The organism is Phyllobacterium sp. 01N428 (assembly GCF_056399405.1).
Genome location: NZ_JBFTRH010000001.1, coordinates 1,569,525 through 1,581,705, shown reverse-complemented (window position 1 = coordinate 1,581,705; position 12,181 = coordinate 1,569,525). Strand labels below are relative to the sequence as shown.

General features: G+C 58.6%; 10 protein-coding genes. 6 read left to right on the top strand and 4 right to left on the bottom strand.

Annotation, left to right across the window (positions count from 1 at the left end):
* Window positions 1-2 precede the first annotated feature (2 nt).
* Window positions 3-1,499 carry a leucyl aminopeptidase gene (locus AC1DNI_RS07760; RefSeq protein ID WP_477691406.1) on the bottom strand — a complete coding sequence of 499 codons (1,497 nt, stop codon included), beginning with the start codon at window positions 1,497-1,499 and terminating at the stop codon, window positions 3-5.
* Between the two features lie 286 nt (window positions 1,500-1,785).
* Here AC1DNI_RS07760 and AC1DNI_RS07755 point away from each other — a divergent pair, with 286 nt between their 5' ends.
* The 6 genes from AC1DNI_RS07755 (at window position 1,786) to rsmA (ending at window position 9,371) form a co-directional block, all read left to right on the top strand.
* Entirely contained in the window at window positions 1,786-2,988 is a 1,203-nt protein-coding gene (locus AC1DNI_RS07755; RefSeq protein ID WP_036813177.1) for an LptF/LptG family permease, read from the top strand.
* Complete coding sequence (gene lptG / locus AC1DNI_RS07750; protein WP_477691405.1) at window positions 2,985-4,073, top strand: LPS export ABC transporter permease LptG; 1,089 nt, start codon at window positions 2,985-2,987, stop codon at window positions 4,071-4,073. Before AC1DNI_RS07755 ends, lptG begins: the two co-directional genes overlap by 4 nt.
* A 1-nt stretch (window position 4,074) precedes the next feature.
* Complete coding sequence (locus AC1DNI_RS07745; RefSeq protein ID WP_477691404.1) at window positions 4,075-6,426, top strand: LPS-assembly protein LptD; 2,352 nt, start codon at window positions 4,075-4,077, stop codon at window positions 6,424-6,426.
* Between the two features lie 132 nt (window positions 6,427-6,558).
* Window positions 6,559-7,512 (top strand): peptidylprolyl isomerase, encoded by a 954-nt coding sequence (locus AC1DNI_RS07740; protein ID WP_477691403.1) that lies wholly within the window; start codon window positions 6,559-6,561, stop codon window positions 7,510-7,512.
* Window positions 7,513-7,527: 15 nt separating this feature from the next.
* Entirely contained in the window at window positions 7,528-8,553 is a 1,026-nt protein-coding gene (gene pdxA / locus AC1DNI_RS07735) for a 4-hydroxythreonine-4-phosphate dehydrogenase PdxA (RefSeq protein ID WP_477691402.1), read from the top strand.
* The gene (gene rsmA, locus AC1DNI_RS07730; RefSeq protein WP_477691401.1) at window positions 8,550-9,371 is read left to right on the top strand and encodes a 16S rRNA (adenine(1518)-N(6)/adenine(1519)-N(6))-dimethyltransferase RsmA; all 822 of its coding nucleotides are present in this window, start codon (window positions 8,550-8,552) and stop codon (window positions 9,369-9,371) included. The genes pdxA and rsmA overlap by 4 nt, the downstream gene beginning before the upstream one ends.
* Here rsmA and gmk read toward each other — a convergent pair.
* From gmk to mltG, 3 genes are read right to left on the bottom strand one after another with little or no spacing between them, the layout of a single operon-like run.
* On the bottom strand, window positions 9,368-9,979 hold the full coding sequence (gmk, locus tag AC1DNI_RS07725; RefSeq protein ID WP_027229797.1) for a guanylate kinase: 612 nt from the start codon (window positions 9,977-9,979) through the stop codon (window positions 9,368-9,370). The genes rsmA and gmk overlap by 4 nt on opposite strands.
* Before the next feature lie 32 nt (window positions 9,980-10,011).
* Window positions 10,012-10,899 (bottom strand): YicC/YloC family endoribonuclease, encoded by an 888-nt coding sequence (locus AC1DNI_RS07720; RefSeq protein WP_477691400.1) that lies wholly within the window; start codon window positions 10,897-10,899, stop codon window positions 10,012-10,014.
* 40 nt (window positions 10,900-10,939) lie between these two features.
* The gene (gene mltG, locus AC1DNI_RS07715; protein WP_477691399.1) at window positions 10,940-12,142 is read right to left on the bottom strand and encodes an endolytic transglycosylase MltG; all 1,203 of its coding nucleotides are present in this window, start codon (window positions 12,140-12,142) and stop codon (window positions 10,940-10,942) included.
* Between the last annotated feature and the right edge of the window lie 39 nt (window positions 12,143-12,181).

The window sequence follows — 12,181 nt, the reverse complement described above, 5'->3', positions numbered from 1 at the left end:
GACTAGCCTTCGAAATTGTCCCTTACCAGGCGGTCGAGAAGCCGAACGCCGAAGCCCGAGGCCCAGGACTGGCTGTATTCGGTTGCCGGTGAGCCCATTGCCGTGCCGGCAACGTCCAGATGAGCCCAGGGCGTGTCGCCGACAAAGCGCTTCAGGAATTGCGCGGCGATGATCGCACCGCCGTGACGTCCGCCGATGTTCTTCATGTCGGCGTTCTTGGTGTCGATCAGCTTGTCATATTCATCGCCGAGCGGCATGCGCCAAAGCTTCTCGCCAGTCGCCTCGCCTGCATCGAAGAGTTGGGTGGCAAGCGTATCGTCGTTGGAGAAAAGGCCGGCGCGGTAGACGCCGAGCGCCACCATGATGGCGCCGGTCAACGTTGCAAGGTTGACCATGAACTTCGGATTGAACCGGTCGTTGCAATAATAGAGCGCATCGGCGAGGACGAGACGGCCTTCCGCATCGGTATTCAGCACTTCAATCGTCTGGCCGGACATCGACGTGACGATGTCGCCGGGCCGCTGCGCCTCGCCATTCACCATGTTCTCGACAAGGCCGATGATGCCGACCACGTTGACCTTGGCCTTGCGCGACGCGAGCGCGTGCATGAGACCGGTCACGGCAGCGGCGCCGCCCATGTCGCCCTTCATTTCATCCATGCCGGCCGCAGGCTTGATGGAGATGCCGCCGGAATCGAAGGTAACGCCTTTGCCGACAAATGCGATCGGCTTGTCCTTACCCTTCCCGCCATGCCACTCCATGATCGCAAGACGCGCGGGGCGAACAGAGCCCTGGGCGACGCCCAGAAGCGAGCCCATTCCGAGCTTTTTCATGTCCTTCTCGCTGAGGATTTCGACCTTCACATCGAGCTTCTTCAACTCCTCGACACGTTCGGCAAATTCGACCGGGCCAAGAATGTTGGCGGGTTCGTTCACAAGGTCGCGCGCCAGGGTCACGCCGGCAGCGATGGCCTCGGCGTCCGAAAAAGCCTTCTTTGCCGCCTGTGGATCGGCAACATGAATGGTGATGCTGGCCGCCGACTTGCTCTCCTTGGCCTCATCGTCGTTCTTGCCCTTCTTCGTCTTGTATTTGTCGAAGGTATAGGCGCGCAGCAGCATGCCCAGCGCAAACTCGGCAGCATTTTCGGCGGAAATCTCGCTGGCCTGCAAAGCCAGGATCACCGACACATCCTTTGCCTTGCCCAATTTGGAGAACGCCGCGCCGCCAATCTTCAACCAGTCATCCGCCTTGAGCTTGGCCGGGTCGCCGGTGCCGACGAGGACGAGACTTTCGAGTTCGGTGGACGGCGCTACAGTCGACACGGTTGCAGCGAGTTTTCCCTTGAAATCCGAGACACCGATGATACGCGAGAGCAGCGCCTGCCCGACGATAGATTCGGCCTCCGCAGCGGTCTTGCCGTCTGCGGCGACAAGCACGATCGCAGTGCCTTTCTCGACGGCTGCGAATTTGGCGAAACTGATGGATGGGCGTTTGGACATGATATCTCCAGATCGAACAAAAACGTGATTTTCCTATTCACCAGACCGGTGAAAGAAGGGATGGTTGCGAAGAACCTTGACTAACACCTTGTTAACCAGCTTTCTTCGCCTATTTTTAGCCAAGCCTGACTAGAGTGAACATATGTCGGGTTTATTGAACATGTAACGGGTTCGTCCCATAGTGCGGCAAAAATAATGCCATGGAGTTCATGGCATGGATTAAGCAACCGGTGTTTTGTCGCCGGTCGGTCGAACAAAGTGGCGGTACTCTTTTGCGAAACATGACATGCGCCTGATTGAGATATATATCTTGCGACGGATCGTCGTCATGTTTTTTTCCGTGCTGCTATCGGCGGTCGGGATCACATGGATCGTTCAGGTTCTGAACCGCATCAACTTCCTGACCACCAGCGGCCAAAGTTTTCTCTATATCCTGAAATTCAGCTCGAACCTGCTTCCGGCAGCATTTCCGATCGTGATGCCGTTCGCACTCGTGATCGCAGTGGCGCAGACGCTCTCGACCATGAATCAGGATTCGGAACTCGTCGTCATCAATGCCGCCGGTGCGCCGCGCTCCGCCGTCATCCGCCCGGTTTTGCTGTTTGCGGTCGTCATTTCGGCAGCGTCTTTCCTCATCAACAATTTCATCGTCCCCTACTCATCGATGAACATGCGGCAGATGGTTGCCGAAGCTCGCTCCGACGTCATCAACCTCGTCGTGCAACAGGGCACGTTCAAGGAGATCGACACGGACCTCTATCTGCAGATCGAAAACCGCGACGCGAATGGCGCGATAAAGGGGCTTTTCGTTTCCGATTCGCGAGACAAGACGACCGACCTCATCTACTACGCCAAGGACGGTCTTGTGTTCGATACGGGCGAGCAAAACCTTTTGATCATGAAAGATGGCGAGATCGATCGCCGCGACGTCCAGACGGGCAACGTCTCGATCATCAAGTTCAACACCTACGCGCTTGACCTTGCAGCAATGCTGCCGGCGGACGACGACAATGTCACGCTGTTTCCGAAGGACCGGCCGCTGACCTATCTCCTGAGCCCGGATCCCAACGACAAATATTTCCAGCAGAACCCGCTGCGCTATCAGTCCGAACTGTACAAGCGGCTGACCGACTGGATGTATCCCATTGTTTTTGCGTTGATCTCGCTCGCAGCCGCCGCCGATTCCCGCTCGCACCGCGAAGCCCGGGTATCGGCATCGTTTACGGCGATCACGCTTAGTCTGATCGTGTTCTGGCTCGGCTATTCTGCCGGGCAGAGCAGCGACAAGAATGCCTCGGTATTGCCCCTGCTCTTTGCGTTCCCGATCGGCGCGGCCTTGCTGGCGACCTATGCACTTGTTACCAACCGGCAGATCGGCGTCCCGGTAAAATGGAGCAACTGGGTTCGCGATGCCTTCGCGACGCCGCAGACCGCCTTTGCCGGGGCTGGCGCCAGACTCTTCCGTCGCGGACGCGGAGGACGCTCATGATCGGCTGGACCCTCGGGCGCTACTTCTTCCTGCGCTATGTGCAGATCACGATGTATTTCCTTTTCGGCAGCTTCGCACTGGCGCTGATTCTCGACTTCACCGAACTCTCGGGCAAACTCTCGTCGCTCCCCGACTATTCGGCAATCCAGGCCTTTGGCCTTTCGGCGATGCGCGTTCCCTACATCATGCAGCAGGTGTTTCCCTTCCTCGCCTTGTTCTCGGCAATGGCGACGCTGATTTCGCTCAACCGCAAATATGAACTGGTCGTCGCGCGCTCGGTCGGCGTCTCCGCCTGGCAGTTCCTCCTGCCCGCCTGCACCGGCGCACTCCTGTTCGGCCTCGTCGCTATTTTGGTCGTCAATCCCCTCGCCGCCTGGGGCTTCGACCGCAGCGAGCAGATCACGGCAAACTGGCGCGCCGGCAAGGCCAATGACGTGCAGGCCGATCGGGTACCCTGGCTGCGGCAAAAGACGGAAGATGGCGAGACCATTATCGGTGCCAAGTCAGTGGTCAATCGTGGGTTGCGCCTGGTCGATGCGACCTTCATCAGGCTCGACAAGAATCAGGATATTCTCGAGCGGCTCGACGCCAAGGTCGCCGACCTTGAAGAGGGCTACTGGAAGCTCGCCGACGTTACCAAATTCGTCCTCGGCTCGACCCCTGTCGCGCAAGACGAGGTTCGGATCCCGACGCATCTTCGCCCTGAATTCGTTGAAGAAAGCCTCGCTCGGCCCGAGACCATTCCTTTTTTTGAGCTGCGTAACAAAATTGCCGCAGCCCGCTCATTTGGCTATCCGGCCAACGCTTTTGACATGCATTTCCAGTCTTTGCTGGCTTTGCCGGCTCTTCTGATGGCGATGACTTTAATCGCTGCAACCGTTTCGTTGAAATTTGTTCGTTTCGGACAATCGGGGACGATGATTCTGGGTGGCGTCCTCGCAGGCTTCGTGCTTTATGTCGTCACTGTTGTGGTCAAGGCATTCGGGAACGCAGGATTCGTCCCGCCTTTCGTCGCCGCATGGACACCCGTGCTGATTGCAACATTTTTTGGGGTCTCCTTTCTGTTGCACAAGGAGGATGGTTAGAGTGGGATTGAATGTAACGCGCTCGGTGTTGCCGACGTGGTTCGCACGGCTGGCGTGCGGGACGGCGGTTCTATGCCTTGCGGGCGGGATTTCACTCCCAGCCTATGCCCAAATGGGCGGCGCTGATGCGCTTACCGGAAATGTCCAGACCAACCCGAATGCCCAGCTTCTGCTGGAATCGGACGAACTCGTCTATGACATCAACGCCAAGACTATTTCCGCAGTTGGTGGTGTACAGATCGATTATGACGGCAACAGGCTTGTTGCGCGTCAGGTTACCTATGACCAGAAGACCGGGCGCCTCAAGGCGATGGGCAAGGTGGAGCTCGTTGAAAAAGACGGCAATCGCATCTATGCCGAAAATCTCGACGTTACCGACGATTTCCGCGAAGGTTTCGTCAATGCGTTGCGCGTTGAAGCAGCCGACAATACCCGCTTTGCGGCAGAGAGCGCCGAACGTATCGGCGGCGAGCTGACCGTCTTCAACAATGGTATCTATACGGCGTGCGAGCCGTGCCGCGCCAAGCCCGATCGTGCGCCGATCTGGCAGGTTCGCGCCCAAAAGATCGTATGGAACGGCAAGAAGAAAACGATCCGCTTCGAGCGCGGCCGGTTCGAAATGTTCGGCATGCCCCTGGCTTATCTGCCATCATTCGAAATTGCCGACCCGACCGTGAAGCGCAAGAGCGGCTTCCTCATGCCGAGTTATCAGCATGAAACCGAGCTTGGCTCGGGTATTTCCGTTCCCTATTTCTGGGCCCTGGCGCCGAACTACGATCTGACGACGACTGGCACCTACTATACCAAGCAGGGCTTTCTGGGCGATGTCGAGTGGCGGCACAGGCTGGCCAACGGCGCCTATACGTTAAGGCTCGCCGGCATCAGCCAGCAGGATCCGAATACATTCTCTCCGGGTGAGCCGGAAGACCGGAAGACCAATCGCGGCATGATTGGATCGACGGGCGCGTTCCAGATCAATCCACGCTGGTCCTACGGCTGGAATGTCATGACCCAGTCGGACAAGTCGTTCGCCTACCGGTACGGCATTGAAGGCTATTCCGGTTATAATATCACCGACCAGATTTATTTGGTGGGGCTTAACGACCGCAACTATTTCGACGCGCGGCTCTATCGCTTCCACGTCCAGGAAAGCATACCAGACTCTAATCCCAGCGCATCAGAGCCAAGACAACCATACGTTCTCCCGGTTGTCGATTATGCGTATTACCTACCGCAATCCGTGGCAGGCGGCGAACTTAGTTTCGACGTGAATTTGCAGAATCTTCATCGCGACAGCTTCGATTGCTTCTTGCCAACTAATCAGACCGCTTGCGGAAGCGGCTATATAGCTGGCGTTGAAGGTAACGACGGTCGGATCACGGGCGAAGCAGAGTGGAAACGCACGTTCATCGCCGACAACGGCTTGGTGATCACTCCAATTCTCGCATTACGCGCCGACGGAATGTACGTCGATTCGGATACAGCTGGCGTGACCCGATCCGAGGCTTTCCGCGGCATGGCGACAGCCGGCATGGAAACCAAATGGCCGATACTCTTCTCCACGACGAGTTCGACGCATATTCTCGAGCCCACTGCGCAGCTCTTCGTGCGCAACGACGAGCCCTATAATGGCGAGATGCCGAACGAAGACGCGCAGAGCTTTGTCTTCGACGCCTCCAGCCTTTTCGACCGCGACAAATATTCTGGTTATGACCGCATCGAAGGCGGCACGCGCGCCAATCTCGGTTTCCGTTATTCCGGCACGTTCAACAATGGCTGGTCGCTCAACGGTATCGCCGGCCAATCCTTCCAGCTCGGCGGCCTGAATTCTTTTGCAGGGCCCGATTTTGTCAATGCAGGTGCCGAATCCGGACTTGATTCGGCGCGCTCCGACTATGTTGCAATGATCGGCGCCAATCGCGGTGGCTTTACGCTGACAACCGGTGGCCGTTTCGACAAGGACTCGTTTGCGGTTCGGCGCGCCGAAGTTGCCAGCACCGAAACGGGTAAATACGGCACGCTCTTCGTCAAATATGCTTTTATCGACGCGCAACCGACCTATGGCTTCTCTGACGACAGGCATGAGGCAACGGTCGGTGGATCGTTGAAGATGACACCGAACTGGCGGGTTCTCGGATCCGGCACGTACGACATCTTCCACGAAGCGCTGGTCAAGCGTACGGCGGCCCTCGCCTATGACGACGAATGCTTTACCTACATGATGTACTATCAGCAGGAACAACCCATCACCTCGACGGGTGACAAGGGCGACGAAACGACGAAGTTCGGCTTCAATATTTCGTTCCGGACGTTGTGGGAATTCGGCAAGCCGGTTGATATCGGCGGTATCTGATCGCTCGCATGACAGGCTGTACTTGCAGCCAGTCATGCTTTTGCCTTACTAGAGCGACAATAGAGTGTCACGAGAACCCATAAGACTACCATCCATTCGGCAAGAATGGCCTATGATCGGATATAGTGGAACATGATGGCGAGGAAACATCTACTTGTAGCACTTATTGCTACCGCTTTGACTTCTACGCTCCTGGGTGGAATGGCCGCGCCTGCCGCGGCGAGTGAGGTCAAGGTCATCGTCAACGGTATTCCGATCACCGATTACGACATCACCAAGCGGGCCGCATTCCTCAAACTGCAGAAGAAGAAGGGCAACCTCAACCAGGAAGCCCGGGACGAATTGACGACCGAAGCGCTCAAGCGCCAGGAACTGAAGCGGCTCAATCTTCTCGTTTCAGACGGTGAAGTGAACGACGCCTATGCGCGTTTTGCCACCAACAACAAGATGTCGCTCGATCAGCTCAATACCATTCTCGATAAGTCCGGCGTAACTTCCACTCACTTCAAGGAATACATCCGCATCCAGATGAGCTGGGGCCGCGCGCTTTCCACGCGCAATAAATCCCAGGGCGGCGTTCGCGTATCGGAGCAGGAAGCCGTCCAACGCATGTTGAAGGATGGCGGCAAGAAACCGGTTTCGACCGAGTACAAGTTGCAGCAAGTCATCTTCGTCGTGCCGGCGAACAATCGCGGCATACTCGCGAAACGACGGGCGGAAGCCAACGCCCTCCGCGCCCGCTTCAACGGCTGCGAAAACACACGTGAGATCGCCAAGGGCACACTAGACGTGACGGTGCTCGATCTCGGCAAGTTCATCGAACAGGAACTGCCGCCGGAATGGTCGAAGCAGGTCATCTCGACGCCGGTCGGCCAGGCGACAACGACACTCGATACTGGCAAGGGCGTTGAATTCCTCGGCGTATGCGCATCCCGCCAGGTTTCGGACGACCGCGTTGCCCGCATGGTGTTCTCACAGGAGGATGCTGCGGCCACGGGCGACGGCAAGAAGGATGCGACCGCCGAAGCCGTCGATAAGAAATACATCGAAGAACTGCGCAGCAAGGCGAAAATCGTCAACGAATGATCGGATTGCACGCGCATGAATGCTGCCCTCGCCGTTAGTTCCGGTGATCCGTCGGGCATTGGCCCCGACATAGCCATTGCCGCCTGGCAATTGCGCCAGGAAATGCAAATTCCTGCCTTCTTCCTCCTCGCCGATCCGGATTTCGTTCGCTCGCGGGCATTGCGGTTGGGGCTGGATGTTCCGGTTGAGCCGACAAACCCGAACGCTGCGGCAGGAATTTTCGAACGGGCGCTGCCGGTCGTGCCGTTGCAGCACCCGCAGATCGACAGGCCGGGTGTGCCGCTGGTGGCGAATGCTGCCGCGACGATCGAGGCAATAGAGCGCGCGGTTGCGCTCACGCTGGCGGGTGAAGCCCATGCGGTCGTCACCTGCCCCATCGCCAAGAAGCCGCTCTACGAAGCTGGGTTCAAATATCCCGGGCACACCGAGTTTCTTGCTCATCTTGCCGGCGAATATCTCGGCCATAAGGTCACGCCTGTCATGATGCTGGCGGGTCCCGAACTTCGCGCAGTGCCGGTCACCATCCACATTGCGCTGAACACAGTGGCGACGGTCCTGGATGCAGCGACAATTCTCACCGTTTCCCGCATCACCGCCCTCGCCCTGAAAGAGCAGTTCGGTATCGCTCATCCGCGCCTCGCCATTGCGGGGCTCAACCCGCATGCCGGCGAACACGGCAGCATGGGCATGGAAGACGAGACGATTGTCCGTCCAGCCGTCGAGACGCTGCGCGCCGAGGGTATCGACGCGCGGGGGCCGCTTCCGGCCGACACCATGTTCCACGCCGCGGCGCGCACCCAATATGACGCAGCCATCTGCATGTATCACGATCAGGCGCTCATTCCGGTAAAAACGCTCGGCTTCGATGACAGCGTTAACGTAACCCTCGGCTTACCATTTGTCCGTACCTCGCCGGACCACGGCACCGCATTCGACATAGCCGGCACGGGAAAAGCCAAGCCCGACAGCCTCATCGCCGCGCTCAGACTGGCCGGAGAACTTCACGCCAAGCGCGCCCAACTGAAGCGCCCTGCCGCATGAGTATCGACCGCCTGCCGCCGCTGCGAGAGGTCATCGAACGGCATGGCCTGATGGCGAAGAAATCGCTCGGGCAGAACTTTCTGTTTGATCTCAATCTGACAGCGAAGATTGCGCGGCAAGCGGGTGATCTCGCGGGACAAACCGTCATCGAGGTCGGGCCTGGTCCTGGAGGGTTGACGCGCGCCCTGCTGGCGCAAGGCGCCAACGTCATCGCCATCGAGCGCGATGAACGCTGCCTCGCTGCCCTTCAGGAAATAGCCGACCACTATCCGGGTACGCTCACGGTCATTCCCGGCGATGCGCTGGAAGTCGACTTCACGCAGCTGGCCCATGGCAGCGAGGTCAAGATCGTTGCCAACCTGCCTTACAATGTCGGCACGCAATTGCTGATAGGCTGGCTCCTCAGCGAGCCTTGGCCGCCGTTCTACGCGTCGCTGACGCTGATGTTCCAGCGTGAAGTGGCCGAACGGATTGTCGCGAGGCCGGGTTCCGAGGCCTATGGGAGGCTCGGCGTTCTCGCAGGCTGGCGGACCGAGGCAAGAATCACCTTCGACGTGCCGCCGCAGGCGTTTACTCCGCCGCCCAAGGTGACTTCATCCGTCGTGCACCTCGTCCCGCGCCAGTCGCCACTCGCGTGCGATGCGGCGACGCTGGGGCGTGTGACCCAGGCAGCATTCGGCCAGCGACGAAAAATGCTGCGGCAGAGCATCAAGCCGCTTGGCGGCGAGGCATTGCTGCAGAAGGTCGGGATCGACCCGACCCGGCGCGCGGAAACGCTCTTGATCGAAGAATTCGTTGCGCTTGCAAACGCTCTTTAGAGCTTTTCTTCGAGCAGGCCGCTGACAAAATCGAAGAGGCCCGGGCAGCGGTCACGCCGCAGCCGTTCGGCGGTGACGATCGACTGTACCTGGTGAAATGCCTCGTCGAGATCCTCGTTGACCACGACATAGTCATACGAACGCCAGCGTTCGATTTCGTTGCGCGCATTGCGCAGGCGCATGTCGATGACTTCCTCGGTGTCCTCGGCGCGGCGATGCAGGCGCTGCTTCAGGTGCGCCATCGAGGGCGGCAGGATGAAGATACTGACGATGTCGCCCTTCATCTTTTCCTGGAGTTGCAAGGCGCCCTGCCAGTCGATGTCGAAAAGCATGTCCTGACCATCGGCGAGGGCATTTTCAGCGGCCTCACGCGGCGTTCCGTAAAAATTGCCATGCACTTCGGCCCATTCGATCAGCGCGTCGCTGTCGCGCAGACGTTCAAATTCACGAACCGAGATGAAGTGGTAGTGCACGCCTTCGATTTCGCTGGCGCGGCGCGGGCGCGTTGTCACGCTGATCGAAAGCGAGAGCTTCAATCCGGTATCATTGAGCAACAACCGGGCGAGCGTTGATTTTCCTGCACCGGACGGTGACGACAGGACCAGCATGAGACCGCGTCGCTTGATGCTGTTGAACATGATTACTCCAGATTCTGAATTTGCTCGCGCAATTGATCCACAACGGCCTTCAGGTCAAGCCCAATTGTCGTGATCGACGCAGCATTGGCCTTTGAACAGAGCGTATTGGACTCGCGATTGAATTCCTGCGTAAGGAAATCGAGCTTGCGGCCGACGCCATTGCCTTCTTTCAAAAGTGCGCGCGCCGATGCCACATGCATTTCCAGCCGGTCGAGTTCCTCTTGGATATCCGCCTTGGTGGCGAGGAAGGCCGCTTCCATGTGCAGGCGCGCCTCGTCGAGTGCGGGCGCCGCATCGAGAAGAAGGGCGACCTGAGCGGCGAGACGGGCACGAATTGCTTCAGGCGAGCGGCTCGGATCAAGCCGCGCCTGCTGCACCAGCATCTCGATCGTCGTGATCTGCACCCGCAATATCTCGCCGAGCGCCTTGCCTTCGGCCTGACGATTATGCGCAAGTTCGATGAGCGTTTCGTCAAGCACAGCGAGGACCGCGTGTTCGAGTTCGCTCTGGTCGCCCGGCAAGACCACCTCCTGCGGCACGTCGAGCACGCCGCGCAATGCCATCAGGCCCTCCGGCGTCGACGGCGCAAGGCCGTACTCCTCGCGAAGATGTGCCGCGATGGAAGCCAACTCCTTGAGGAGGGGCTCGTTGACGATGGCGCGACCCATATTGGCTGTGCGATCCACGGTCAGCGTCGCCTGGAAGTTGCCACGCTTGAAATGCTGCGCAACGAAATTGCGCGCCTTCTGTTCGATTGCTTCAAGCCCTGACGGCAGTCGAAACCGCACGTCGAGACCCTTGCCATTGACCGATTTGATCTCCCAGGAAATCTGTGCGCCGGCCATATTGCGAAGGTGCCGGGCAAACCCCGTCATGCTTTGCAGTGACATTGTGCCCCCTCGAGCCCGGCTTCAATGCGGGCTCGTCCGTTTAGTTGCCGCTATCGACGTCCGGTGCGGCGTTCTTGTCGCCTGTCGCCGCCTTGGCGGCCTCATCCAGGCGATTCTTCTCGACCTCGCGCCAGCGCTTCACATTATCATTATGTTCTTCAAGCGTCGCAGCAAACACATGACCGCCGGTCCCGTCGGCGACGAAATAAAGCTCGTTGGTCTGCGATGGATGGGCAACGGCATCCAGCGCATCGCGCCCGGGATTGGCAATCGGCCCAGGCGGCAGCCCGTTCACCGTATAGGTGTTATAGGGTGTCGGCTTTTCGAGGTCCGATTTCAGGATAGGCCGATCCGTCGGCTTGCCCTTGCCGCCGAACAAACCGTAGAGGATCGTCGGATCAGACTGCAGCCGCATCTTCTTGTTGAGGCGGTTGATGAAGACAGCGGCAACGCGCGGGCGTTCATCCGCCTTGCCGGTCTCTTTCTCGACGATTGAGGCAAGCGTGACGAATTCATCGATGGTCTTCAGCGGAACGCTGGGGTCGCGACGCTCCCAGATGTCGTCGACCAGTTTCTTCTGATCGGCCTGCATCTTCTTGACGAGTTCCTCGCGAGTCGTGCCGCGTGAGAAGCGCATCGTATTGGCAAAGAGCGAACCTTCGGCCGGCAAAACTGCGGGCAGATCACCGGTGAGAACGTCGTCCTCCTGAATGCGCTCGAAAATCTGCTCGACCGTCAGTCCTTCGGGAATTGTCAGCGAATGAAGCACGGACTTGCCGCTGCGCAGAAGATCCATGATCTCGTGCATCGACGCCCCGGCCTTGACTTCATATTCACCGGCTTTCATATCGTTCTGAAAGCCGTAGGCGCGCACTGCATATTTAAACACGCGTGCATCGGAAATGATGCCCCGGCGCTCGAGCCCGTCGGCAATCTCGGCAAAACCCGTACCGCTCTTCACCACGTAATTGGTTGTAACTTCGGTAGGCCCCGCCTCGTTGAAGGCGATTTTGCCGAAGTACACCGCAGCGGCCGCGGCCAACACCACCAGCACAACCAGCGAGAACAGAAAATTCGCGAAAACGACGATCTGGCTGCGGGCGCGCCGCGAACGCTTCTTCGGCGCAGGCGGGGGTGTACCCGGTTCAGGACGCAAAGCTTCCGATGCCGATTGCGGCACAATCGGTTTGCGCGCCGGCGCATTGCCGGCGTTTGCGTCTCCAAACTGTTGATCTGAGCTCACTCAAGCACCTCGGATATCCTCTGCTCTAGAGCCGGTAGA

Coding starts and splice junctions, on each gene's coding strand:
- AC1DNI_RS07760 (WP_477691406.1), bottom strand. CDS start 1,499: ATGTCCAAACGCCCATCCATCAGTTTCGCCAAATTCGCAGCCGTCGAG.
- AC1DNI_RS07755 (WP_036813177.1), top strand. CDS start 1,786: ATGCGCCTGATTGAGATATATATCTTGCGACGGATCGTCGTCATGTTT.
- lptG (WP_477691405.1), top strand. CDS start 2,985: ATGATCGGCTGGACCCTCGGGCGCTACTTCTTCCTGCGCTATGTGCAG.
- AC1DNI_RS07740 (WP_477691403.1), top strand. CDS start 6,559: ATGATGGCGAGGAAACATCTACTTGTAGCACTTATTGCTACCGCTTTG.
- pdxA (WP_477691402.1), top strand. CDS start 7,528: ATGAATGCTGCCCTCGCCGTTAGTTCCGGTGATCCGTCGGGCATTGGC.
- rsmA (WP_477691401.1), top strand. CDS start 8,550: ATGAGTATCGACCGCCTGCCGCCGCTGCGAGAGGTCATCGAACGGCAT.
- gmk (WP_027229797.1), bottom strand. CDS start 9,979: ATGCTGGTCCTGTCGTCACCGTCCGGTGCAGGAAAATCAACGCTCGCC.
- AC1DNI_RS07720 (WP_477691400.1), bottom strand. CDS start 10,899: ATGTCACTGCAAAGCATGACGGGGTTTGCCCGGCACCTTCGCAATATG.